This window comes from Pseudomonas sp. HC1(2025), assembly GCF_058742075.1.
This window is the reverse complement of the sequence record NZ_CP196017.1, coordinates 2,055,795-2,080,522: the sequence shown is the minus strand read 5'-3', so window position 1 is coordinate 2,080,522 and position 24,728 is coordinate 2,055,795. Positions and strand designations below refer to the sequence as shown.

Below are 24,728 nucleotides of genomic sequence, written 5' to 3'. Positions count from 1 at the left end.
GCGCCTTAAAATGCGCGGGGCCTGGCGCTGGATGCAACATCCAGCTCACACCCCCACAGCTCCAGCGCCGGTCGGCTCGCGTGTGGCGGGCCGAGCCAGGCACTCAGCCAGTGGCAGCGCTGGTTGAAGCACACTTGATAATCCCCGGCCTCGGGGGCTCGCCCCACACGTAACGGTTGCACAGGCGGCAACTGACGCCGGTAATGCCAACTGCCCTCGCGCAGTTCGGCGCCGTGCGGGATTTCCATGCCTGCCCCGGAACCCTTGACCCGCGCCTCGCCCAGCAGCAATCCCTCGGGCGTTACGCGGTAGTCCTCCTCCCAGCGCACTTTCTCAACGGTATGGGTCCAGGCCAGGGTGAAGGCTGGCGTGGGGATTTGTGCCCAGACCGCGCCGGCCAACCCCAGGCACAGGCCGATCACGCAGTGGCCACCTGAGCTCGGCGAGCACGCCAGCAGTGCTCTGCGATCAACAGTACGGCCAGGGCGAAGCCGATTTCATCGCTTAACGGCGTCGCCAGAATCAGGCTGGCACCGGCGGCAAAGCCCAGCATGCGTTCCCACCCACTGAGCCGGGTCTGCAGGTAACCGGTGAACACTGCGCCCCAGATGCCAATGGCCAGCAGCGCCTTGGCCACCACATACAGTGTGGCCAGCAGACTATCGCCCTGGAGCATCAACGCCGGCTCGTACACCGCCATGAACGGCACGACAAACCCGGCCACCGCGATGCGGATCGCCCACAGGCTGATGTTCAGGCCGCTTGCCCGGGCAATCGGCGCCGCCGCGAAACAGGCCAGCGCCACCGGTGGCGTGAGGTCCGCCATGATGCCGAAATAGAACACGAACATGTGCGACACAATCAGCGGCACCCCCAGGTCGAGCAAGGCCGGGGCGGCAATCGAACTGGTGATGATGTAGTTGGGAATGGTCGGGATGCCCATGCCCAGCACCAGGCAAGTGAGCATGGTGAGCAGCAGCGACAGGAACAGGCTGTCCTGGCCGATGGCAAGGATGTAGCTGGCAAAGGTGGAGGCCACCCCGGTCAGCGACACCACGCCGATGATCACCCCCACCAGAGCGCAGGCGATGCCCACCGGCACGGCATGGCGCGCGCCTTCGACCAGCGCATGCAGGCAGAGGCCCAGGGTGTCGCGGCCGCCCTTGATAAACCAGCACACCGCCACCAGCAGCGCCACCACCCCGAACACCATGCCGATACCCAGCCGGAAGAACCCCGCGCAGAGCACGCCCAGGGCAATCCAGAAGGCAAAGCGCATGACCCTGGATGAAACACGCAGGATGATCGCCGAACCAAGAATCACGATGGACGTCAGTGCCAGGCCGACCATGCCCGAGAACAACGGTGTGCGCCCGGAAAACAGCAGGTAGATCAGCACCAACAGCGGTATCAGCAAGTACCAGCGCTGTTTGACCGCCGCCCAGGGGTTTGGGCATTCGCTCTTGGGCAGGCCACACAGGTTGGAGCGCCGGGCTTCCAGGTGAACCATCCAGAACACCGAGCCGAAGTACAGCAAGGCCGGAATCAGCGCGGCCCTGGCCACCTCGAAGAACGGCACGTTGATCGTCTCGGCCATGATAAACGCCACTGCACCCATGATCGGCGGCATGATCTGGCTGCCCATCGACGAGGTCGCTTCCACGCCGCCGGCAAACGCCGATTTGTAGCCAAAGCGCTTCATCAACGGGATGGTGAACTGACCGGTAGTGACCACGTTGGCCACGCCCGAACCGGTGATGGTGCCCATCAGCGCCGACGACACCACCGAAACCTTGGCCGGGCCACCGAGCTTGTGGCCGAACAGGCCCATGGCGAAATCGGTGAACAGCTTGATCATCCCGGCCTGTTCAAGGAATGCGCCGAACAGGATGAACAGGAAGATGTAAGTGGCTGAAACATAGGTCGGCGTGCCATACAGCCCCTCGGTGCCAAAGGCCAGTTGGTTGACGATCTGGTCGATGGCGTAGCCACGGTGCATCAAGTCGCCCGGCAGGTACTGGCCGAACAGGCCGTAGGCCAGGAACAGCGCACAAATCAGTGGCAGGGCAATGCCCATCACCCGTCGCGCGGCTTCAAATACCAGCACGATCAGTAGCAGGCCGACGAGCATGTCACTGCCAGTCAGGTCGCCGGAGCGTTGAATCAGGTCGGCTTCGAAATACCACTGGTAGAACGCCGTGGCCATCCCGGCCAGCCCCAGCAGCCAGGCCAGCGGTTGCCAGGGCTGGGCCCTGCCCCGCGCCGGAAAACACATAAACACCACCAGTAACAGGAAGCCCACGTGCACGGCCCGCAGAATCTGGCTGGAAACCGGGTGGAAGGCGGCGGTGATGATCTGGAAGGTGGAAAACAACAGCGCGACATAGAACAGGGCTCGGGGCCAATTCCTGGGATTGGCGGCGAGGCTTTGGTCTTGCTCACTCATGGAGGCACTCCCACATTACAACGTCGATAGGCCAATAAAACCTGGCGTACGGTGTACGCAGGCTTTACTGGCAGCCCTGGCACGTGGTCTACAGGGCGCCCACTTCCCTGTAGAAGCGCTCGGCGCCTGGATGCAGCGGGATCGGCAGGCCCTTGGCCGCGCCTTCGAGCTGGATATCCTTGGCGGCCGAATGGGCATTGCCCAGGCGATCGAGGTTGTCGAACATGAGTTTGGTCATCTGGTAGGCCACGTCATCGGGCACACCGTCATGGCTGACCAGGAGGTTGGTGATGGCCACCGTCGATACATCGCTGGCCTGACCGTCGTAGGTGCCCGCCGGGATCGTGCCGGCCTGGTAGGCCGCGTTGCCGATCTTGGCGATGACATCCGCAGGAATGGCAACGAAGGTGACCGGCAGGGTCGCCGCCAGGTCACGAATCGCCGCCATGCCCAGGCCCGACGACTGCAGGGTGGCATCCAGCTGGCGGTTCTTGATCAACTCCACTGACTCGGCATAAGGCAGGAACTCGACCTTGGCCATGTCTTCGTAGCGCAGGCCAGCCGCCTTGAAGATTGCGCGGGCGTTGAGCTCGGTGCCGGACTTTGGCGCGCCGACGGAGATGCGCTTGTTTTTCAGGTCGGCCAGGGTGGTGATGCCGGACTCCTGGCTGGCAACGATCTGAATGTAGTTGGGATAGGTACCGGCAACCGCCCGCAGTTTTTGCAGCGGAGCTTTGAAACCGGCGTCCTCTACGCCATTCCAGGCATCAGCTACCGAGTCACCGAGGGCAAAGGCCAGCTCGCCGCGACCGGCTTGCAGCAGGTTGAGGTTTTCCACGGAAGCCTTGGTGGCCTGCACCGAGGTCTTCGACCCTTCGATGCCGTTGCTGTAGAGCTGCGACAGGCCCACGCCAATCGGGTAATACACGCCGCTGGTGCCGCCAGTCAGCACGTTGATAAATGTGGGAGCGGCGAGTGCCGCCGTACTTGCGGCAAAGGCTGCGACAGCAGCAAACACGCACAAACGCTTGGTCATTCGCATGGGAGTCACCTTTTATCGTTCTTATTAGGTGCCGAGCAAGCGAGTGCCCGGCTGACAAGTGCTCTGACAGATGCCATGGGTTGCGAGCGGGAAAACCCGCTCGACGTGGCCAGCCAGGCGGCTGTTATAAGCGAAATAGTCCCAGCCAGGCGTTACAGGAAAAGCCTTGTTGCAAATTCCTACAGATCGGAAGCAAGGTGCCATCAGGCCTGGCGTCGGGGCAGCTCGATCAGCACCTTGAGGCCGCCCAGTTCACTCTCGTGCAACTGCAATGTGCCACCCCATACCTCGACGATATCGCGCACGATCCCCAGCCCCAGGCCGTGGCCATCGGTCTGTTCATCCAGGCGGGTGCCGCGGCTGAACACCTGGGTGCGCTGGGCCTCGGGAATCCCCGGCCCGTCATCCTCGACCCGCAACTGAAAACCGTGGGGCGCCTCGTCAATGCTCACCCGCACTTCGGCATCCGCCCATTTGCAGGCGTTGTCCAGCAGGTTGCCCAAGAGCTCCAGCAAGTCCTCGCGGTCCCACGGCAGTTGCAGGCCGGGGCGAACGTGGTAGCTCAGGTCCAGGTGCTCGCCGTGAATCATGTTCAGGGTCGCCAGCAGGCCCGGCAATTCGCTGTCGCAGTCGAACAACGCACCGGGCAGGGTTTCACCGGCAAGGCGCGCGCGATTGAGTTCGCGGTTGAGGCGTTGCTGCACCTGCTGTAATTGCTCGCGCAGCAGCTTGGCCAGTTGCGGCTGGTCCTTGAGCTGCTCGCTGGAGGCCACGCTCAACAGCACCGCCAGGGGGGTTTTCAGGGCATGCCCGAGGTTGCCCAGGGCATTGCGCGAGCGCTTGAGGCTGTCTTCGGTGTGGGCCAGCAGGTGGTTGATCTGCGCCACCAGCGGCTCCAGCTCCACTGGCACCTGGGTGTCCAGTTGTGAGCGTTGGCCTTGTTGCAGTTGCGCAATCTGTTCGCGCGCGGTTTCCAGCGGGCGCAAGGCCCGGCGCACGGTGACCCGTTGCAGGATCAGGATCAGCAGCAACGCCGCCAGCCCGAGGACCAGGCCGACCTGGCGCATCAGGCGGAAACTTTCCCGCACGGGCGTGTAGTCCTGGGCCACGCTGATGGAAATCGACTGGCCAAAACGCTTGTAGTCCGAACGCAGCACCAACAGTTGCTGGCCTTCCGGGCCCAACTGCAGGTTGCCCTGCAGGCCGGCCTGGGGCAGTTGCGGCAGTTCCTGGTCCCAGAGTGAGCGCGAGCGCCAGTGGTGGTCGCTGAAGTCGATACGGAAATAGTGCCCGGAAAACGGCCGCTGATAGGCCGGTGACAAGCGCTGCTCATCCAGTTGCACGCCGCCAGGGCCGCGCACCAGGGCCACCAGCAGGTTTTCGCTGTCATTGCGCAAACCCGACTCCAGGTAGCGCTGCAAACCCATTTCAAACAGCCACAGGCTGGTTTGTGCCAGCACCAGGCCGACGATCACCATCACGCTGATCAGCCCCAGGCTCAACCGCCGCTGGATCGACCTCACGCGGGGCTGGCGCCAAAGCGATAACCCTGGCCGCGCCGGGTTTCAATCACGCTGCGCCCCAGCTTGCGCCGCAGATGGTTGACGTGGACCTCGAGGACATTGGAGTCGCGCTCGGTCTCACCGTCATACAAATGCTCGGCCAGGTGGCTTTTGGAAAGGATCTGTTCGGGATGCAGCATGAAGTAACGCAACAGGCGAAACTCGGCAGCGGTCAGTTGCACCTCGGCACCGTCGCGCATCACGCACTGGCGGCCTTCATCCAGATGCAAGCCTGCCGCCTGCAAGGTCGGCTGGTTGGCCTGGCCATGGGAGCGGCGCAACAACGCCTGGATGCGCAGGTACAGCTCTTGGGGGTGGAACGGCTTGCTCAGGTAATCGTCGGCCCCGGCCTTGAGCCCTTCGATGCGCTCGGCCCAGGAGTCGCGGGCGGTGAGGATCAACACCGGCGTCGCCAGGGCGGCGGCGCGCCATTGGCTCAACACCTCAAGCCCAGGCAGCCCGGGCAGGCCCAGGTCAAGGATGATCAGGTCATAGGGCTCGCTGCGCCCCTGATACACCGCGTCACGCCCGTCCGCCAGCCAATCCACGGCATAACCCTGGGCTTTGAGCCCGGCCAGCAGTTCATCGGCCAACGGTACGTGGTCTTCCACCAGAAGCAGGCGCATCAGTCATCTTCCTCGTCTTTAAGCAGTGCGCCAGTGGTCGCGTCCAGTTTGATTTCCCGGACCACGCCATCGGTGGTCACCAGTTCCACTTCATAGACATAGCTGCCGTGTTTGCTCTCAAGCTCGGCCTCCAGCAACCGGGAGCCGGGATGCCGCGCCATGGCCTGCTGCAACAGTTGTTCAAGGGACAGGATCACCCCCTGCTGGCGCAGTTCCAGAGCTTCATCCTGGTTGAGGTCCCGGGCAGCCACCACCGAGCAAAAGGCCAGGAGCACCAGCGCCAATCGACTGCCGGTGCGTAGATTTACCTTCATTACGTATCCTGATGATCCTTGAGGACTTGCCCGGTGACAGCGTCCAATTCCACATCCCACTCGACGCCTTGGGCATCGCGCAGGTCAACCTGGTAAATATATTTGCCGTATTCCTGCTCCAGTTCGGTTTCATGCACGGTGCCACCTGGATGTTTGGCCAGGGCGGCGGCATTGAGCTTCTCGAAGGACTGGATGGTACCAGCGTCACGCAATTTCAGCGCTTCATCCGGCCCCAGGTCCCGCGCCTGGGCCAGGCCGGTGGTCAGGGCGATGATACTGGCGGCGACAATTGCTGTGAGGTTTTTCATGACAAGTCTCCATTTCACAATGTTTTACCTACGGCCCCCACAGTACGACGCGCAACTTAACTGAAACTGAATTGCCACTATGGCAATTGTCCCACAACACCTTGCCAGCCCCCTGGGGAAATTTCCTATACTGCCCTGCTCGCCTGCACAGAGATCGGTATGACGGCCATCCACATCAAGTTCCCAGCCCTGACGCTCAAGGCTGGCCAGCGCGCCTTTACACGCATTCGCGAGCACGGCCTCAAACCTCAAGACGTGGGGATTCTGCCCGGCGCGGCCGGGGGCCCCAAGGCCTTGGGCATTCAGGGCCTGGACCTGGCGTTGTTCGGTGACTGGCTGGCACGCGCGCCCCGCGAGCGCGCGCTGATTGGCGCATCGATCGGCTCCTGGCGCTTTGCCAGTGCCTGCCTGCCCGACCCGGTACAAGGCTTGCTCGACCTCGGTCGCCTGTACAACGAGCAACGTTTTGCCAAGGGCGTGACCATGGCCGAGGTCAGCCAGAGCTGCCAGCGCATGCTCGATGACTTGCTGGCCGGGCGCGATGCAACGCTGCTGGATAACCCGCACTATCGCCTGAATATCGTGGTGGTCAAAAGCCATGGCCTGCTCGCCGATGACCACCGTGGGCGCCTGGGCCTGGGCCTGTCCTCGGTGATCGCCGACAACCTGCGCGGCCGTGCGCGACTGTCGCGGCACTTTGAGCGGCTGATCATCCACGACCCGCGCCAGGCCCCACCGCTGCACCCACTCAAGGATTTCCCGTCGCGCTTCCTCGACCTGGAACTGGGCAACCTGCGCCAGGCCTTGCTGGCGTCCGGCTCGATCCCCATGGTGATGCAAGGCGTGCGCGACTTGCCGGGCGCCGGTGCCGGCACCTATCGCGATGGCGGCCTGCTGGACTACCACCTCGACCTGCCCTACCACGGTGATGACATTGTGCTGTACCCGCACTTCACCGACAGAGTCATCCCCGGCTGGTTCGACAAGAGCCTGCCGTGGCGGCGCAGCAGTCCGCAGGGTTTGCGCGATGTATTGCTGGTGGCCCCTTCACGGGACTACCTGGCCCGCCTGCCCTACGGCAAATTGCCGGATCGCAGCGACTTCAAGCGCTTTATGGGGGACGACACCCGGCGCAATCAGTACTGGCAAACCGCGATGAATGAGAGCCAGCGGCTGGGCGATGAATTCCTTGAACTGGCCGATAGCGGTCGATTGGGTGAGCGTTTGATTGCACTCTAAGCATCGGCCACTGTTTTTTTCGCAAAAAATTATTGTAATTCGATAATTATTCATGGATTATTCTTCCATCAACCCCGTATGGATCAACCCATGAGCAATCACCTGCATACCGTCTCCACCAACACCCGGCTGCGGTCCATAGGCGCGTTTGCCGCACTGTTGGCGTGGTCGGTCGCGCTGATCGAATTCGGCGCGCCGATTTTGTACTGGATCTTCGACTATCCCACCGCCCTGGCAGAGTATCTCAATGCCTACGGCGAGCAGATGCCTTCGCTGTTAGCCCCTGGCTACCAACCGGCCCCCTGGATCATGGGCCTGGTCCTGGCCCTGGAAATGCTGCCGATCAGCCTTACAGTGCTGGCGCTGGTGCTGACCGGGATCTTTTTCATGCGCCTTTCCAAGGGGCACATCTGGACCGAGGCCAATATCAAGATCCTGTGGTGGATGGGCCTCCTATTCATTGCTACCCCGCTGCTGGCACCGGTTGTTTCCACCCTGCAAGGCTTGGCCCTGGCGATTGAAATGCCGCCTGACGAGCGCACATTCAGCCTCAGTGTGGGTGTATCATCCGCAGCCATCTATGCAATCATACAAGGCATCTTTCTGTGCGCATTCTCATTGATAGTGGCCGAATCAAAAGTTATCGACGATGAAAACAAAAGCATCATCTAACCCATGACAATCATTATTCGATTGGACGTCATGATGGCGAAGAAAAAGATTCGCTCCAACCAACTGGCAGATGCCATTGGGATTACCGAAGCCAATCTGTCGCTATTGAAAAATGGAAAGATCAAAGGCTTCAAACTTGAAACCCTGAACAAGCTGTGTATCGCCCTGGATTGCCAGCCAGGCGACTTGCTGGAGTTCGAGAGCGAAGACGCCTAGCTCTGGAATGGGCTGCCTGGCTTGCGGGCAACCCTGTAAGATACTGATCAATTTAACGCGGACCTCCTCCCTATGACACCCATAAAGTTCCTGGGCCTCTTCACTATCGCCCTGATTACTGGCTGCAGTAACAGCAGTTACACCCCTTCCTCGTTCAAGTTTTATGAACCAGGCACGCAGTTCGGCAACCGCTACGGTTCATCTTTCTGGTTGAATACTCCCTGCCCTAAACGTGGTTGCGATAACAACAAGTTGTTCTTCAATCCAGCCCATCAAGAAACAACTTTGGAAAGATACAACCATGCATTCTAATCGCAAAAAACTGTATAGCCTTGGCATGTTCCTGCTTCTGGCGGCCGGCCACGCAAACGCGCAGGACTTGCCCAATCTCTCGCTTCTCACTCGCTATGGCGTCACCGAAGACCAGTTGCCGGCAGCCCCCACCGACCTGGCACTGAACACCGAGCCGACGAAAAGCCGCTTTGAAATCCAGCCCGAACGGCCATTGATCCGGGTGGAGAAAAACGGCGACCTGGTGTCCGAAACCACCGGCAATATCAGCATTGATAATGCAGCCGCCCAAGGCCAGGTGCAGTGTGCTCGTGCGCACGCAGAACTGGAGCGCCGCGGGTCGCAGAGTTCATTGGCCTGCGGGGATGGGGTCAAGGTCAGTACTACGCTATGGTCCCAGGAATAACCGTGCTTTACACACCACGCCAGGTCGCCCGATAAACAGGTTAGAATGCGCGCCACGTCGGTCGCCTGGGCCCATCAAGCGCTCACCCGACCCTGACAATCGCACACCGCCCTAGAAACTCCTGCCTTACAGGTCATACCGTGGAAATTTTCAAAGAGTTCACCTTCGAGTCCGCCCACCGCTTGCCTCACGTCCCCGAAGGCCATAAATGCGGGCGCCTGCATGGTCACTCCTTCAAGGTGGCCATCCACCTGAGCGGCGACCTCGACCCGCATACCGGCTGGATCCGTGATTTCTCGGAGATCAAGGCGATTTTCAAGCCGCTCTATGAGCGCCTCGACCACAACTACCTCAACGACATCCCCGGCCTGGAAAACCCTACCAGCGAAGTGCTGGCCAAGTGGATCTGGAATGAGTTGAAGCCGTTGTTGCCGGAACTCAGTGCTATTCGCATCCATGAGACCTGCACCAGTGGCTGTATTTATCGCGGTGAGTAATTCGCTGCTGTGCTCGGTGGCAACAGCGATTAAAACCAGGCCTTGAAGTACACCAAGGAAGCCCACCATGGAATCCACCTGGCTGGCCCAGGCCAAGCGCTTGCAGGCATTGGCCTCTACCGGGCTGCACTTTTGCACGGATGACTTCGAGCGCGAACGCCTCGAAGAGATCGCCCATATCGCACACAGTATGCTCGCACAGTTGGGGCAAGTGCCTCTGGAGCGCATTACCGGACTAGTCTCGGATTTTGCCCAGCGTTACTCAACGCCGATGATCGATGTGCGTGGCGCACTGATTGAAGGCGAGCGGATCCTGCTGGTGCGCGAAGCCACGGACGGCTGCTGGGCGTTGCCGGGCGGTTATGCCGATATCGGCTTATCGGCGGCAGAAAATATCGTCAAGGAGCTTCGTGAAGAAGCTGGGCTGAGTGTTACCGCGCGGGCGCTGTACAGCGTGACCCACAAAGCCAAGGGGCTGTACCGGCCCGACGTGCGCGACTTCTACAAGTTGTACTTCCTCTGCGAACGCACCGACCAGGCCGCCCCCGTGGCAGGCTTTGAAACCACCGACGTTGGTTTCTTCAGACTCGACGACCTGCCACCGCTATCACGCGGGCGCACCATCGAGAGTGATCTTGCAGCAGCCTTCGCCTTTCACCGCGGCGAAATCAGCCAGACCCTGTTCGACTGACACCCTGGCACGGTGATCCAACTTGTATCACCGCTGCACCGCTTTTGTGCCTGGCTGGGCCTAACCAACAAGCAATCCCAGCCTCCTGCCCTTCCCCGCGCCCGAATACTGTGCAACCTGCACAGCCCCCACTTGGCACGGGCGCTGCAACAAGCCCTGGGTCACTCACAGGGGAACGGCACATGACGCAGAACGAACCGGGCAACGATTACCCTCTCAGCGAAGTGCCCATGCATGCACGCAAGGGCCTTGGCTCCACGGCCATGGTGTTGCTGGGCTTCACTTTTTTTACCGCAACCATGTTTGCTGGCGGCAAGCTGGGGGTGGCCTTCAGTTTTACCCAGATGCTCGGTGTCGTGGCCCTGGGTAACCTGCTATTGGGTATCTACGCCGCAGGCCTGGGTTATATCGCCTTCAAGAGCGGCTTGAACTCGGTGCTGATGGGGCGTTTCTGCTTTGGCGAAGTGGGTAGCAAATTAAGTGACCTGATCCTGGGGTTCACCCAGATTGGCTGGTACGCCTGGGGTACCGCCACGGCGGCCGTGGTACTGGGCAAATATTTCGAATTGGGCCAGGGCAGCGTACTGGCACTGATGGTGCTGTTCGGCCTGGTGTTCTGCGCCACGGCCTACGTGGGCTACCGGGGGCTGGAAATCCTCTCCTACATTGCCGTCCCGGCCATGGGCCTGCTGCTGTTGCTGTCGATGTGGGTGGCCACCGTAAAAGTCGGCGGGCTGCAAGGCTTGCTCGCGGTGGTGCCCAGCGCGGAGCTGGATCTGTCTACGGCCATTACCCTGGTGTTCGGCACCTTTGTCAGCGGTGCTACCCAGGCCACCAACTGGACGCGCTTTTCCCGCTCGGCCAAGGTCGCGGTACTGGCCAGCCTGATCGGCTTTTTTGTCGGCAACGGCCTAATGGTGCTGATCGGTGCCTACGGCGCCATCGTCTATCAGCAACCGGATGTGGTGGAAGTATTGCTGCTGCAAGGTTTCGCCATGGCGGCGATGGCCATGCTGCTGCTCAATATCTGGAGCACCCAGGACAACACCATCTACAATTTCGCCGTCGCCGGCTGCAACCTGCTGCGCACCAAACGCCGCAAGACCGTAACCCTGGTCGGCGCCTTGATCGGCACCCTGCTCGCCTTGCTGGGCATGTACGACATGCTGGTGCCCTACCTGATTTTATTGGGCACCGTGATACCACCGATTGGCGGGGTGATCATGGCCGACTTATTCTATCGCTATCGCGGTCACTACCCTCGGCTGGCAGACGTGCGCTTGCCGGCCTTCAATTGGCCGGGGCTGATTGCCTATGCAGTGGGTACGGTGCTGGCGTTCAGCTCGCCATGGGTCGCGCCCCTGGTGGGGATTATCGCGGCAGCCGCTACCTACATTGCACTCACTGCCGCCCTACGGGTGCGCGTACCATTGGCTGACATCCAGGCATGAGCCTGAGAGCCCCGACACTCCAATGACCGTCGGACATCGGCGTCGCGCTGATGATCTGGCGGCTGTCTGCCTGATTGCTGTTTGCCCAAGAGGAACTTGCCCATGCATATCATCAACGCCCGCCTGCGCAACCGTGAAGGCCTGCATGATCTGCACCTGGAACATGGCCGGATCGCCAGCATTACCCCACAAACCGTCACGCCGCCCCTGGGGCCGGACGACCTGGATGCCGCTGGCAACCTGGTAGTGCCACCGTTTGTCGAGCCGCATATCCACCTCGACGCCACCCTCACTGCCGGCGAGCCGCGCTGGAACATGAGCGGCACGCTGTTCGAAGGGATCGAGTGCTGGGGCGAGCGCAAGGCCACCATCACCCAGGCCGACACCAAGACCCGTGCCAAGCAGACCATCCAGGCCCTGGCAGCCCATGGTATCCAGCATGTGCGCACCCACGTCGACGTCACCGATCCGGACCTGACGGCGCTCAAGGCCATGCTCGAAGTGCGCCAGGAGAGTGGCCACCTGATCGACCTGCAGATCGTGGCGTTTCCCCAGGAAGGCATCGAGTCCTACCGCAATGGCCGCGAACTGATGGAAGAAGCCATTCGCCTGGGCGCCGATGTGGTGGGCGGCATTCCCCATTTTGAGTACACCCGCGACCAAGGGGTCAGCTCGGTCAAATTCCTCATGGACCTGGCCGAACGTACGGGCTGCCTGGTGGACGTGCATTGCGATGAAACCGACGACCCGCATTCGCGCTTTCTCGAAGTGCTGGCCGAAGAAGCGCGCAGCCGCGACATGGGTAGCCGGGTCACGGCCAGCCACACCACGGCCATGGGCTCCTACGACAATGCCTACTGCGCCAAGCTGTTTCGTCTGCTGGGGCATTCTGGCATCAGCTTTGTGTCCTGCCCCACCGAAAGCATTCACTTGCAGGGCCGCTTCGACAACTTCCCGAAACGCCGGGGCGTGACCCGGGTCAACGAGCTGTTGGAAGCCGGCATGAACGTGTGCTTCGGCCAGGACTCCATCGTCGATCCGTGGTACCCACTGGGCAACGGCAATATCCTGCGAGTGCTCGAAGCCGGGCTGCATATCTGCCATATGCTCGGCTACAGCAACCTGCAAAAAGCCCTGGACCTCGTCACTGACAACAGTGCCCAAGCCATGGCCCTGGGCGACCGCTACGGCCTGGAACCCGGGCGGCCGGCCAACCTGCTGATCCTGTCGGCAAACAGCGACTATGAAGTGATTCGCAGCCAGGGCCTGGCGCTGTATTCGATCCGTAATGGCAACGTGCTGATCAAGCGCCAGCCTGCGCAGGTGGAGTTCATGTAGGTCAGCCCCATTCGCACGCTATCGCCGACACCGCACACCACCTGCACCATTGGTGTGCATGACCCTGGCAAAAACAGCCACTCGCCCTACACTCCTAGTTCCCCTGGATGGACGTTTTCATCAGGCCGAAGTCCGTGCGCAGTCGAGCAAACGCCGTCCTCATTTTCTCGGAGGATGCACCATGAAGACCCTTGCCCCGCAAAGTCCCGTTGAAACGCTTTACCGCGAAGGCCGCAAAACGTTCATTGAGCTGGTACCTGATGGCGGCGCACGCCTGGATGCGTTGTTCCATACCGCACCGGCCCTGGGCGAATTGGCGGTCGGCGTGGTGTATGGCTATCTGCATGATCGCCCGGGCCTCGATCCGCGCCTGCAGGAAGCGGCGATTTTTGCCGCGATCGTCGCCGCCGGCATGGTCGGCCCACCGTTGAGCGTGCACTTCAAGACCAGCCTGGCCCAAGGCTTGGCGCCTGGGGAGTTGACCGAACTGCTGCTGGTCGCCTCGGCCTTTACCGGCTTCCCGCGCGCCGTCGCCACCGCCGATCAACTCAACCTGCTGTTCGCCGGGGCCAACCTGCCCTCGCCACCACCACCGACACCCCGCGCCGTGGCGCTAGCGTTTTGCGACAGTGTGCGCCGCGGCCACCCCTCATTCCCGGTGGACGCCCAGGCTCGCAAGCTGCTGCGCAAACCCCATAAGCTATCGCTGCAAGCCACGGCTGCGGACCGAGTAATGGTAGAGAGCTACATCGGCCAGGAAACGACGCCCCGTGGCACGGTCGTGGTGCGCGTCGACGGCGCCGACGTCGTGCAAGTCAGGGCGTATCTGCCGGCAACCACCTGACCCGAAGGCCAGCAGTATCCGCTGCTGCTGCAGGAAAGTTCGCGATCGCCAAGGGAACCTGGCTCGCTCCACAGGGCCTGATGTGCAAGGATGTCGCGCCGGACATCGTTCGCTGAACGCAAAAACCAAGGACTTTCATGACTGCCATTCCCACCCCTGCGCCCGTGGTTCCCGGGCGCCTGGAACAAATGTCGACCCGTATCGCGTTTTTTATTGCCGGCTTCGGCATTGCCGCCTGGGCGCCTCTGGTGCCCTATGCCAAGGCCCGCGCAAATCTCAACGAAGGCACCCTGGGCCTATTGCTGTTGTGCCTGGGGGTGGGCTCGATCATTGCGATGCCGGTGGCCGGCGCGCTGGCTTCACGCTATGGCTGCCGGCGCGTACTCAGCGCCGGCACGCTCCTGCTCTGCGTGGCCTTGCCGATGCTGGCCACCGTCAGCTCGATACCCTTGCTGATGGCAGGATTGTTTCTGTTTGGTGCGGGCCTGGGCACGGTGGACTCCACCGTCAACCTGCAGGCGGTGATCGTCGAACGGGCCAGTGGCAAAACCATGATGTCGGGCTTCCACGGGTTGTTCAGCCTGGGAGGGATTGTCGGGGCGGCGGGGGTCAGCGCGTTGCTGGGCTTGGGGCTGTCACCGCTGTCGGCCACCCTGGTGGTCATCGTGATTACCCTGGCCGCCCTGCTCAAGGCGGCCCCGCACTTGCTGCCCTACGGCAGCGAAAGCTCCGGCCCCGCCTTCGCCATCCCCCACGGGGTAGTGCTGTTTATCGGCTGCCTGTGTTTTATCGTGTTCCTGGCAGAAGGTGCCGTGCTCGACTGGAGCGCGGTGTTCCTCAGTGACGAACGCGGCCTCGACGAAGCCTATGCGGGCCTGGGTTATGCGGCATTTGCCCTGACCATGACCATCGGACGCCTGACCGGCGATGCCATTGTGCGTCGCCTGGGGGCCAAACGGGTGATCGTGATCGGCGGCTTGCTGGCCACTGCCGGCATGCTCCTGGCTACCCTGCTCCCAGCCTGGGAAACCGCGCTGCTGGGCTATGCCCTGGTAGGCGCCGGCTGCTCCAATATCGTCCCGGTGTTGTACACCGCAGTCGGCAAGCAAACCGTCATGCCGGAGCATATTGCAGTGCCCGCCATTACCACCTTGGGGTATGCCGGTATTCTCGCCGGCCCCGCGCTGATCGGCTTTATCGCCCATGGCAGCAGCTTGAGCGTGGCCTTTGTGTTGATCGCCGCGCTCCTGCTGGGGGTGGCGATCAGCGGGAAAATCCTGCGGGTGTAACGCGCTCAAGACCCTACAGGGTCTTGTTGTTTTCCAGCCAGCCATCAAGGTCCTTGTTGCTCAACCAGCCCTTCTGGTAATGGCTGCCGTAAAGGCGTCGCCAGCCAGAATGGATGCGTTCCAGCGAGTTCAAGAGCCTGGGGCGGTCCACCAGGTTTTTTGACATGTACACCAGTTGTTCGCTGTACATTTTTTTCGCTAACCCCGTGACGGGGTCCCGGATAACGGCGCCTTCCTGGTCCGTTTCGTCCGGGTCCTTGCTGATTGAAACAAGCCGCTCGATCTGCACGTAGCCGACGCTCTCGAAAAAGCCCGTGCGATCCCGGGACCTGTCACGCAGTTCATCAAATGCCGCCCTGAACGCCTGCACCAGTTCGACGTTGGTCTTGGCGTGAAAGGGATCCGAACTGAAGGCATTCGGGTCGCTGTTGCCAAACACTCCCTGTACCGCTTTGGACAGGCTTTGCCGCGTAATCAAGCCCTCCTCGTCGAGGATCGCGTCGATCAGTCGCGGGCGCTGGAGCAGGGCCTTGGCCAGCAGAATGGCGTTATTGAGCGCTGGTGTGTCCGTCATTTTTTCACCCGCGATCCGTCGCAACGCCACCAGTTTCAAGCCTTCAGTTTTCATGAAAGTTTTCCAGCACGGAAAAATGATCACCCAAGGCCTTCACCAACTGGCTATCCGGCAATTGGGTATAGGGGTTCATATGGGAGGTACGCGCCGAAGGCGTGTTTCTGAGTTCCTGATGATGCAGAGTGACTTCGTCAGGCGTGGCCCACCGCAAGGGGCGCCGGAAACCCGAAGATCGAATCGTGCTGGGCAGAGGCTGATTATCAACCTGCCACCCACGCGGCGTGCTCTCGATTGAAGCAGCATGAGCTTTCTGTTGTGCGTCATCCGGTATCGCATCATGGCGGCTCGTAACATCAGGCCGCAGGAGAGGTACCCCACCGTCAATTGCCATGTTTCATATCCACCTTTTCTAGATCCATACTCAGACCGGCTATCACCACCGTCACTACAAGGGTGGTTTCCAAAAAGCGCAAAGTATGTGGCCAAGCACCGGCAATGGTTCCGGGGCGGTCGATCATTTTCGATGACTACATGTAAACAACGGAGGGGGCCTGGGCGCGGCTTCAGTCAGGTTTTTGGGGCGGCAATGCCACGGATTTCGAAACACCCAGCATGGCCTTTATTGCATTGATCAACCCCACCGTGGTACCCGCCGTTGTCGACACATCAGAGCCTGGCGTCGCGGTGGCTCGGTGAGCAAGCATGCCTTTGGCGAAGTCATCCGCCGCCGGGGCCTTGAATGTGTACTGTGCGGAAAAACCCTTCGCTCGCTGAACCTCGGCACCTCCCTCGCCAGCCACGCCCTGGTGCTGAGCATCGAAACGTGGGCACTGCGCGCGGGTTTCGCAAGGTGGTGCAAGAAGGGATTGTGGCAAGCCAGGAGTTTGAGTTCCAAACGACGTAGAAGTCATGTCAACACCCTCTCTTTGAGTGAAACCGTCGGCGTCATAAAGGCCGTCAGTTACAAGCTATGTGGCAGACCGCTGAAAACAGTTCCTGTTCATTGAAGTGGCAGGCGATGAGCGGACGCTGGCACTTTCAGCCAGCCCTGCCATCGTTAATGGCCGAACCGGGAAACACCGCGTAATACTCGCGGCCCATCCCGGTTCTATGCTTGCGCTGCAATACCCGCGGCTTAACGGGACAACTTCTTCAAGGCTTGTCTGCTGATCCTGCCGTCATAATCGGGGCTGGCCGTATTGTCCATTTGTTGGCGCAGGTTCGAGCGGTTATTGACCTCCCTGGCCAGTTGGGTGAGTTGGTCCCGGTACGGGTCACCCGTCAGCGGGCGCTGGGCCTTGGCATCGAGATCGGCGAACTTGATGTCTTTGTTCCAGAAATTTCCTTTCAACTGATTGAAGTTATTCAGCATGTCCTTGGCCAGCTGTGCGTCGTCCTTGAACTTCAACGGGTTGTCCGAGCGTATGACGTCATAAATGTTTTGTCGGGTGAGTTGGGCATCCAGCGCCCCCGTACGACCGTCACGGTCTAGCGCCTTGAGCAGGTCCGGACGTTTCAGGATCTCCCTGGCCAGCCGGGTGTCCTGATCCTTGCTCGAGTAGCCGGTCAGGGGCATCTGTGCCTTGTCTTTCAGACCTTGGGGCGTGATGTAGGACGGGTTGCTCGGATCCTTGAACGACTGGAAGTTATCCAGCAGTTGCTGGGCCAACTGATCATGGCTGCGTTTTGAGTAGATAGGATCGGGCTTCTGCGCAACAGGCCTTGGCGGCGGCCCCCCATAGGACGCAGGCGCAGCCCCCCGAGCTGCATCGCCCTGTGCCATCGGCTGCGGTGCTGCGAACACCGGCCCCGACTGACTCTGCGGCCCGCTGAAACTGGGCCCCTTGGAGGCTGCCCCGGCGGCCGGCGCCGCAGCGCCCGAGGTGCTGGCCTTTGCCTCAGCCCCTTGCGGTGTGGCGTCATTCGGTAGTTTGACGACAGGCTGATTGAATGCAGTTACCGACATAATGTTCTCCAGTGCGGCTTGTTGACACAGTTCACCTCACGGTCCCAGGCACCCAGACAATGGGTGCCCGCACACGATGAGCTGAAGGTGTGTGGCAGGCCTACGGAGTTCGGTTCCGCAAAGTGCAGAAAATCACAAAATAAAGGTAGGAAACGCGTCCCTACGACCCTTCGCTTTCGTCAGAAGGATCGTAGGAAGCACGCGTCAGAACCCCACGCTCGCCTGCACAAAGAACGTACGGGGCTCACCCAGGTAGATCCCGGAGTTGTTATCGCTGGACCGGGTGTAGTGCTGCTGGTCGAACACGTTTTTCACCCCCACGCCCAGCTTCAGGTTCGACAGTTGCGCGCCAAAGTCATAGCCACTGCGCACGTTGACCGACACATACCCCGGGATATCACCGTACTGGCCGTCCGCAGTCGGCTGGGTGATATAGGTGCTGGTGGTACCTGGCGCCCGCTGCCCGGACTGGGCATACGCATCCAGGTTATGGGTCCAGCGGTTGACCGCATAACGCAGGCCCAGGGTTGCCACTTGCCGCGAGTACAACGGCAGGTCACGACCCTTAAAGGCCACATCACCTTCGGAGGTCGCCTTGGTGTAGGTAAAGCCGGCATTTGCGCTCAGGCCATCCAGGCGCGGGTCAAGGTTGGCCAGGTCGTAGCGGGCAGAGGCTTCGATACCCGCATGCTTGGTGGCGCCCAGGTTGGTCCAGCCCACGTCATTGCTGACGTACTGCAATTCGTCGGAGAAGTCGATGTAGAACAACGTCACTTCGCCGCCCCACACATTGTCGTTGTAGCGGGTGCCGACCTCGTAGGTCTTGGCTTTTTCCGGTTGCAGGCCATTGGCCGTCTGGTCGCCATTACCGCCCTGGCCCAGCTGGAAATACTGCAGGCTGCCGAAGGACGTTTCGTAGTTGGCGAACAGTTTCCAGGCATCGGAGACGTGGTACATCACGCTCAGTGCCGGCAGCGGTTCGTTGTTCTTGATCTCGCGGCGCTTCTCCTGGACGGGAGTGCCATTGAGTGCCAGCACCGGGCGGTCATGCCATTGGGTGCGGATGCTTTCAAAGCGGATACCGGGGGTAATCGTCCATTTGCCCACATCGATCTTGTCATCGATATAGAACGCGTTGGCTTCGGTGCCACCGGTGCGGTCCTGGTACACATGGCCATCACTCTGCGGCCCCGGCGTAGGGACGTTATTGGTCAGGTTCAGGCGTGTGGCCTGTTCGTGCATGCCTTCTTTCAAGTAGCGGTAGCCCACGCTGACTTCCTGGCTGGTGGGCCCCAGGTCAAAGACATGGGACACCTGTGGCTCGATACCGAAGGTGTAGTAGGTACGCGGATAGGAACCGATAGTAGCCAGGTCACGGTTGGCGATGTTGCTGCCACGGAAGCTGTCGGAATAGTAGGTCAGCACTTGCGCCTGGGTACGGTCGTCGATCTGACGGATGTACTTGAACGAAACATCCTTGCGCCGGCCGCTGAAGTTGTCCCAGTCGCGCACCGACTGGTAAGGGTTGGCGTCGAACTGCTTCTGGGTCAGGCCGCCGGGCATGTCGGCAGTGGCGTCGTAGTAATGGAAGTTGAGGGTGAAATCGTCCTGATCGGTCGGCGCCCAGTGGGTCTTGAGGATCACATCGTCGATGTCGTTCCCATTGTTGCTGTCGCGATAACCGTTGCCATTGACCCCGGAATACAGGAGCGCCATGCCAATGCCATTGTCTGCGGTGCCACCGATGAAGGCGTTGTCGACATGTTTCCAGCCACCGTGGGAAGAGGTTTGCAGGGTGGTGCCGACCTCACCGGAAAAGGTCTCGGGGATCGCCCGGGTCACGAAGTTGATCACGCCGCCGACGTTCTGCGGTCCATAACGCACGGAGCCGGCGCCGCGTACCACGTCGATGCTCTCCAGGTTGCCGGCGGAAATCGGTGCCATCGACAACTGGGGCTGGCCATAGGGCGCGAACGCCGCAGGAATACCGTCGATCAGGACCGTGGAGCGTGGCGACAGGCGCGACGTCAGGCCACGTACACCGACGTTGAGGGAAATATCGCTGCCGCCGGTACCGTTGGACTCCTGCACCTGCACCCCGGGAACCCGGCGCAACACGTCGCCGACATTCATCGCGCCCTGCTCCACCATGGCTTCACGCCGGATCACCGTACGCGCGCCGGGATGGTTCTGCACCACTTCGGCATTGGCATCGCCCAGCCAATCACCCACGACCTTGATCGAGGTCGCGCCAAGCTCCAGGGGCGAGCCGGCTTCACCAGTGCCCGTGGCGGCCGGATGCAATGTCACCGAGCCCGAATCGATCTGGTACTCCAGGCCGCTGCCTTGCAGCAACTGGCGCAAGGCCTGTTCCGGCGACAGGTTGCCATCGACGGCCGGGGCTTGTTTGCCTGCCACCATCTGCGGGCTGAAAAACACTTGCAGCGAGGTTTGCTGGCCCAATTGGCTCAGCGCCGCGCCCAAAGGCTGGGCATTGATATGGATGGCATCGTCGGCATAGGCCGCAGGCAGTGCGGCATTGATCGCCAATGCCAGGGCCAGGGGCGCCCAGCGCCAGGTTTTATTGTTGTTCGCAGCGAGTTTTTTCACGTCGTAATCCCAGGAAAGCGCGGCTGTTAATGCAAACCAGTTGCAGTTGGACAAGAAGACGAAGAACTCGGAAAAAACCTGAATCTAACGTGAAATTATTTCCTGGCTGCCGTCCGGCAGCGTGCGCAGAGCCACCGGCAGGATGTGCGGCAAGGCCTTGAGCAAGGCATCGGTGTCGTTGGATTTGAACACGCTGGTCAGGCGCAACTCGCTGGCCGCGGTGCTGACCCGCAAGGGTTTTTCGCGGTAGCGCGAGACTTCCCGCGCCACCTCGGCCAGGCTGACGTCGTTGAACACCAGCTTGCCGGTCTGCCAGGCCAGCAGTGCCTGGGCGTTGACCGGGCGGGCCGCCGCGACCTCGCCCTGGTTGTCGATGGATGTCCCCAGGCCCGCCGTCAGTGTGACCACCGGCTGCGCGGCATGCCCTTGCACCTTGACCGTTCCCGCCTCGACCACCACGCGGGTCTGGTCATCGTCGCGGCGTACATCAAACCGCGTGCCGGTAACCGTCACCTGCCCGGCCCCGGCCCGCACCACAAAAGGCCGGCTGGTGTCGTGCTCGACGCTGAACAGCGCCTGGCCCTGCTTGAGCTCTATCCCACGCCGGCCCTTTTCGTAGTGCACCGCCACCACGCTGCGGCTGTTGAGGTCCATCAGCGAGCCGTCGGGCAACGCCACTTGGCGACGCTCACCCAACACCGTGCTGAACTGCGCGTCGTACACCGCCGGATGATCCAGGCCGCTGAACAGCCCAAGACCCACGGCCACCGCCAGCACACTAGCCGCCATGGCATAGCGCACTGCTCCACGCCGCTTGCGCGGCACAGGCGTATCGACCAGGGCCTGCAAACGGCGCTTGGGCAGCAGGTCGGCGGCGCTCCACAGCCCTTGCAGCACCTCGAATTCGTACTGGTGCGCGGGATGCTCCCCACACCATGTGTCGAAAAGACACTGGTCCGCATCGCTCAGGGGCTGATCCTGCAAACGCACGAACCACAGCGCCGCCTCGTCACGCACCGCTGCGCTGCCACAGGCACACTCACGGGTATCCATCATGGAAGATCCTGTTTCAAAGCGGGCATAGGTCATGGGGCCAGCGCGTCCAGGCGCTCGCGCAGATGCCGCAGGGTGCGGATCATATACTTTTCCACCATGTTTTTAGACAACCCCAGGCGCTCGGCGATTTCCTGTTGGGTCAGGCCCTCGACCTTTTGCCAAATGAAAATCTTGCGGCAATTGAGGGGCAATTCGGCCAGGGCCCGCTCGATGGAGTCCGCCAACTGCACTGCATGCATGAAATGCTCCGGGTCGCCACTTGGCGGCGCACTCTGGTCAAGGCCTTGCAGCTCCATTGCTTCACGCCGGTCGGCACGGCGATAGGCATCCACCGCAATATTGCGCGCCGTCTGGTGCAAATAGGCACGCGGCTGCTCGACCAGCGCCGCCTTGGACTCCAATACCCGCACGAATGTATCGTGGGCCAGGTCCTCGGCCTGCTGGCGATTGCGCAAGCGACGCGTCCAGGTCCCGACCAACTCCTCGTAGTACGCGAAAAAGCCTGGTCTGCGGGGCGGCTGAGGAGTCATCGAGGATGCACTGGGTAGGCGGGGCGTGAATAGTAATGCTTCCTATTAATGGGAGCAATTACTGACCGTCGCCCTGGCTGCGATTGCCGCCAATGTCGATCAGTTATGGTGAGAATCCAACAGACACCGGTAAACCCGGTGGGAGCTGTCGAGCCCCTTGGATTTTCACGAACGTTGACATTGCGCTCACTTAACTAACCGTTGATGCATCCACGTTGCGACGGTTACATCATCAAGGTAGCCCGCAATACCATGCCGATTGGCCATATGGTTACTCACGCCGTTGAAATTCTCGATGCCGGGTGTGATGTTCCAGCGGGTAGCGTCCAGTGGATACAACGCCACCGCATCGCCCGGATCATAGGCATTGAACCACTGCTGCACACCCGCAGGCATCGACAATGCAGGGGGGGTGAGCATCTCGCGTACCGTATTCAGGCCCAGGGGCGAGCCAACCGTCACCAGCCCCACCACGTTGGCTCGACGCCCGAGCTGTTGCAACGCGCGGTACGCAACAATCGATCCCAAGGAGTGGGCCACTATCACACAGGGCTCATCGCCAATGGCCGCCTCTACGATGGCGGTAATGCGGTCCGAGACTACGGGGTAAGCCAGATAGAGATAGACATCACGAGTGAAGCGATCAAGAGCGGCTTCACCCAGGGCGGTGCGCTGATCCACTGCACGTAAAAGCGCCTGAATCCAGGGCGAACTGCCAAGGCCTTTCTCGGTGCTGTCCTCATCGAGAAAAGCCTGGATCTGCGCATCGGTCACGCCATTGGCGGTCGCGATGTCCTGCAAAAATTTTCCACGAAAATCATCCTGCGCCTGTTCATCGCCACGCAGGCGCACCCCACGCGCCAGCGGGGTGCTGAGGGCCCGGGTCAGCTCATCCAGTACGTCGGCGTAAAACGCCATCGTCACAGACAGCCCTTCGGGGAGTGGAAGACCGGACTCCCCCCAGCCGATATACAGCGAGTCCAGCCATAATTTTTCCAGGGCTTCCCGGGTGCTTTCCTGTTGATCTCGCCCGTGGATGAATACCAGTTTCATGGGAAACCCCTACTGAAATATCGTTCTAGAATCGCCGACCCCTTACCGGAGAATGTCGTCCACAGTGACGGCTCCAGATAACGCCCAGCCTCCAGCAACTGCTTGGGCATTGTCTCAGTCAGATTCCCCAGCAACGACCACCCCTGCGCCAGCATGGGCACACCGGGCATGCACTTATGCACGGCCTGCTCCTGATCGGTGCCCGCCCACGCAAGCATTGCCACATCGAAAGGAATGGGTTGCAGGCCATCTGCCATATGCTGGTAAATCCCTCTGACACTCTGCTGATCGCCTGCCTGGTGATAGGCATACGCGGCATAAATGCCCAGCGTTGGGTCCATGCGCCTGAAGAAACGCAGATAACTGGGCAACACAGCTGTTGTATCAGGCAAGTGGAAGCTGCCTTGACGCGCAGCCACCGCGACAAAAGAACGTCGCATATCCAGATAGTGATAGTTACGCATAGGAATACCGGCGGCCGACGGCGTGTAATTGACCGTAGCAATACGCCCATCCTCAATAATCACGGTGCCGATAAATCCGGGAATAACTGACAGCAAGCTACTGGTGCCATTTTTGAAACGCAGGTAAAGCGCCCCTGGCTCCAAACCGCTGATCAGGATGCTCGGCCCATTGCCGCGAAAGGTGATCTGGTTCTGTTTGATTACGTAAATAGCCTCGACTTCGTCGCCCTTGATGTGAAACCCCGTGTGCATGTCCGTCTGTTGGTCATCCATCGCCGCCATTAATCGCTCCATCTCGGCATCCAAAGCCTCGCGGGGCAGCGGTCGACCAGGTTTGGGGATCAGCAGCACCTTCCGATACCACTGCATGCTCCCTCGATCAGGCTCGGGCTCAGTCAGGGCTGTCTTAGCGACATCAATCGCTCGCTCGGCACCGGCATCAATCGTTGCCAGAAACTTGGGCAACGCCGACTCCACCCGCGAGTCCGGGCGCTGGAACAGCGCCACAGACACCGCCGCTGCCGCTCGGGGAATAGCGTCCTCAAGGTGCAGTTTAAGCGGACGTGATGCAACCACATGCTTTTGCACGCCGTCGTCGCTTTTCACGGTTTCGATCACAGTTTCAATATCGCCCCGCAAAGCGGTCAGCATGCAATCGGTCAGCAGCCCATAGTGACGCTTGTCCGCATCGTCAGCCGAGACCTCCAATGCCGGATCTCCCGGCAGCGCTGCATAAAACACATCCACTTCGGGTGCTTTGCCGCTCGAGCGATGAGCAGGAAATATCCGGTAGCCGTCGACCATGCTCACCTGAAGGGTTCCCGCCAGGGACCGGCATGCATCCGAAATGATCACAACGTGTTCGATACCGCACTGACGCGCCAGGCTGATCGAGCCATTGACGTTGATGGCATGGTTGGGATTCCTGCCCACCTCGGACAATAGCCACAACTCACAATCCGGGGCTCTCAATACACCATGGCCGGAAAAGAACACCACCAGTTGAGAGCACGTCCTGCTCTCCACGATCTTACTGATCGCCTCGAATATCTCCTCAGGCCCCACGACCTTGCCGTCAGCATCGGAAAAAACTGTGGTCTCGAAACCTTGTTCCCTGCCCCATTCCCCCACCTGCTCAGCCCCAGAGGCCGCGCCACGCAGTACAGGAAAATGGCCGGCGCGGTCGACGCCGATTGCGATTAATGCTTTTTTCATAGGTCTCTCTCCATGATGACACTATGCC

General features: G+C 60.8%; 26 protein-coding genes. 10 read left to right on the top strand and 16 right to left on the bottom strand.

Translation table 11 applies throughout. The features are described 5' to 3' along the window. Positions 1-5 precede the first annotated feature (5 nt). The 7 genes from ACSSVH_RS09320 to ACSSVH_RS09290 all read right to left on the bottom strand — a co-directional run bounded on the left by ACSSVH_RS09320 (position 6) and on the right by ACSSVH_RS09290 (position 6,298). On the bottom strand, positions 6-422 hold the full coding sequence (locus ACSSVH_RS09320; RefSeq protein WP_172314225.1) for a DUF1850 domain-containing protein: 417 nt from the start codon (positions 420-422) through the stop codon (positions 6-8). Continuing rightward, the gene (locus ACSSVH_RS09315) at positions 419-2,446 is read right to left on the bottom strand and encodes a TRAP transporter permease (protein WP_492634400.1); all 2,028 of its coding nucleotides are present in this window, start codon (positions 2,444-2,446) and stop codon (positions 419-421) included. The genes ACSSVH_RS09320 and ACSSVH_RS09315 overlap by 4 nt, the downstream gene beginning before the upstream one ends. 88 nt (positions 2,447-2,534) lie before the next feature. Further along, the gene (locus tag ACSSVH_RS09310; protein ID WP_170043186.1) at positions 2,535-3,488 is read right to left on the bottom strand and encodes a TAXI family TRAP transporter solute-binding subunit; all 954 of its coding nucleotides are present in this window, start codon (positions 3,486-3,488) and stop codon (positions 2,535-2,537) included. Between the two features lie 203 nt (positions 3,489-3,691). Next, entirely contained in the window at positions 3,692-5,011 is a 1,320-nt protein-coding gene (locus ACSSVH_RS09305; protein WP_170057897.1) for an ATP-binding protein, read from the bottom strand. Beyond that, positions 5,008-5,676 carry a response regulator transcription factor gene (locus ACSSVH_RS09300; RefSeq protein ID WP_169957029.1) on the bottom strand — a complete coding sequence of 223 codons (669 nt, stop codon included), beginning with the start codon at positions 5,674-5,676 and terminating at the stop codon, positions 5,008-5,010. Before ACSSVH_RS09300 ends, ACSSVH_RS09305 begins: the two co-directional genes overlap by 4 nt. Further along, complete coding sequence (locus tag ACSSVH_RS09295; RefSeq protein ID WP_169957028.1) at positions 5,676-5,990, bottom strand: PepSY domain-containing protein; 315 nt, start codon at positions 5,988-5,990, stop codon at positions 5,676-5,678. Before ACSSVH_RS09295 ends, ACSSVH_RS09300 begins: the two co-directional genes overlap by 1 nt. Continuing rightward, positions 5,990-6,298, bottom strand: a complete 309-nt coding sequence (locus ACSSVH_RS09290) for a PepSY domain-containing protein (protein ID WP_169957027.1) — start codon at positions 6,296-6,298, stop codon at positions 5,990-5,992. Before ACSSVH_RS09290 ends, ACSSVH_RS09295 begins: the two co-directional genes overlap by 1 nt. Positions 6,299-6,457: 159 nt before the next feature. Between ACSSVH_RS09290 and ACSSVH_RS09285 the strand changes: the two genes are divergently transcribed. The 10 genes from ACSSVH_RS09285 to ACSSVH_RS09240 all read left to right on the top strand — a co-directional run bounded on the left by ACSSVH_RS09285 (position 6,458) and on the right by ACSSVH_RS09240 (position 15,232). Further along, positions 6,458-7,537 (top strand): patatin-like phospholipase family protein, encoded by a 1,080-nt coding sequence (locus ACSSVH_RS09285; RefSeq protein WP_170043188.1) that lies wholly within the window; start codon positions 6,458-6,460, stop codon positions 7,535-7,537. Positions 7,538-7,627: 90 nt separating this feature from the next. Next, positions 7,628-8,209 carry a hypothetical protein gene (locus tag ACSSVH_RS09280; protein WP_492634399.1) on the top strand — a complete coding sequence of 194 codons (582 nt, stop codon included), beginning with the start codon at positions 7,628-7,630 and terminating at the stop codon, positions 8,207-8,209. Between the two features lie 3 nt (positions 8,210-8,212). Then, positions 8,213-8,425: a helix-turn-helix domain-containing protein gene (locus ACSSVH_RS09275; protein ID WP_169957024.1), complete on the top strand. Its 213-nt coding sequence runs from the start codon at positions 8,213-8,215 to the stop codon at positions 8,423-8,425. 301 nt (positions 8,426-8,726) lie between these two features. Then, on the top strand, positions 8,727-9,122 hold the full coding sequence (locus ACSSVH_RS09270) for a hypothetical protein (protein ID WP_169957023.1): 396 nt from the start codon (positions 8,727-8,729) through the stop codon (positions 9,120-9,122). A gap of 140 nt (positions 9,123-9,262) precedes the next feature. After that, complete coding sequence (gene queD / locus ACSSVH_RS09265) at positions 9,263-9,619, top strand: 6-carboxytetrahydropterin synthase QueD (protein WP_003190259.1); 357 nt, start codon at positions 9,263-9,265, stop codon at positions 9,617-9,619. A 67-nt stretch (positions 9,620-9,686) separates the two neighbouring features. Next, on the top strand, positions 9,687-10,310 hold the full coding sequence (locus tag ACSSVH_RS09260; protein ID WP_492634398.1) for an NUDIX hydrolase: 624 nt from the start codon (positions 9,687-9,689) through the stop codon (positions 10,308-10,310). Positions 10,311-10,492: 182 nt separating this feature from the next. After that, positions 10,493-11,761, top strand: a complete 1,269-nt coding sequence (gene codB / locus ACSSVH_RS09255) for a cytosine permease (protein ID WP_492634397.1) — start codon at positions 10,493-10,495, stop codon at positions 11,759-11,761. A 102-nt stretch (positions 11,762-11,863) separates the two neighbouring features. Continuing rightward, entirely contained in the window at positions 11,864-13,099 is a 1,236-nt protein-coding gene (gene codA, locus ACSSVH_RS09250; protein ID WP_432755422.1) for a cytosine deaminase, read from the top strand. A gap of 181 nt (positions 13,100-13,280) precedes the next feature. Next, positions 13,281-13,943: a carboxymuconolactone decarboxylase family protein gene (locus ACSSVH_RS09245; protein ID WP_169957020.1), complete on the top strand. Its 663-nt coding sequence runs from the start codon at positions 13,281-13,283 to the stop codon at positions 13,941-13,943. Positions 13,944-14,080: 137 nt separating this feature from the next. After that, positions 14,081-15,232, top strand: coding sequence for an MFS transporter (locus tag ACSSVH_RS09240; RefSeq protein ID WP_170043192.1), 1,152 nt, complete (start codon positions 14,081-14,083; stop codon positions 15,230-15,232). 13 nt (positions 15,233-15,245) lie between these two features. Here the strand turns inward: ACSSVH_RS09240 and ACSSVH_RS09235 are convergent, their stop codons facing one another. The 9 genes from ACSSVH_RS09235 to ACSSVH_RS09195 form a co-directional block, all read right to left on the bottom strand. Further along, complete coding sequence (locus tag ACSSVH_RS09235) at positions 15,246-15,860, bottom strand: type III secretion effector protein (protein WP_169957018.1); 615 nt, start codon at positions 15,858-15,860, stop codon at positions 15,246-15,248. After that, a complete protein-coding gene (locus ACSSVH_RS09230) occupies positions 15,850-16,197 on the bottom strand; it encodes a hypothetical protein (protein ID WP_169957017.1) in 348 nt (115 codons plus the stop codon). The genes ACSSVH_RS09235 and ACSSVH_RS09230 overlap by 11 nt, the downstream gene beginning before the upstream one ends. A 172-nt stretch (positions 16,198-16,369) precedes the next feature. Next, positions 16,370-16,717 (bottom strand): hypothetical protein, encoded by a 348-nt coding sequence (locus tag ACSSVH_RS09225; RefSeq protein ID WP_172314239.1) that lies wholly within the window; start codon positions 16,715-16,717, stop codon positions 16,370-16,372. A 224-nt stretch (positions 16,718-16,941) separates the two neighbouring features. After that, positions 16,942-17,772 carry a hypothetical protein gene (locus ACSSVH_RS09220; RefSeq protein ID WP_262380943.1) on the bottom strand — a complete coding sequence of 277 codons (831 nt, stop codon included), beginning with the start codon at positions 17,770-17,772 and terminating at the stop codon, positions 16,942-16,944. Between the two features lie 204 nt (positions 17,773-17,976). Next, complete coding sequence (locus tag ACSSVH_RS09215) at positions 17,977-20,382, bottom strand: TonB-dependent siderophore receptor (RefSeq protein WP_492634396.1); 2,406 nt, start codon at positions 20,380-20,382, stop codon at positions 17,977-17,979. An 84-nt stretch (positions 20,383-20,466) separates the two neighbouring features. Beyond that, the gene (locus tag ACSSVH_RS09210; protein ID WP_492634707.1) at positions 20,467-21,435 is read right to left on the bottom strand and encodes a FecR family protein; all 969 of its coding nucleotides are present in this window, start codon (positions 21,433-21,435) and stop codon (positions 20,467-20,469) included. A gap of 32 nt (positions 21,436-21,467) precedes the next feature. Next, positions 21,468-21,968: a sigma-70 family RNA polymerase sigma factor gene (locus ACSSVH_RS09205; RefSeq protein ID WP_169957014.1), complete on the bottom strand. Its 501-nt coding sequence runs from the start codon at positions 21,966-21,968 to the stop codon at positions 21,468-21,470. Positions 21,969-22,154: 186 nt separating this feature from the next. Continuing rightward, the gene (locus ACSSVH_RS09200) at positions 22,155-23,021 is read right to left on the bottom strand and encodes a lipase family protein (protein WP_169957013.1); all 867 of its coding nucleotides are present in this window, start codon (positions 23,019-23,021) and stop codon (positions 22,155-22,157) included. Continuing rightward, positions 23,018-24,700 carry a caspase family protein gene (locus ACSSVH_RS09195; protein WP_169957012.1) on the bottom strand — a complete coding sequence of 561 codons (1,683 nt, stop codon included), beginning with the start codon at positions 24,698-24,700 and terminating at the stop codon, positions 23,018-23,020. The genes ACSSVH_RS09200 and ACSSVH_RS09195 overlap by 4 nt, the downstream gene beginning before the upstream one ends. Positions 24,701-24,728 lie beyond the last annotated feature (28 nt).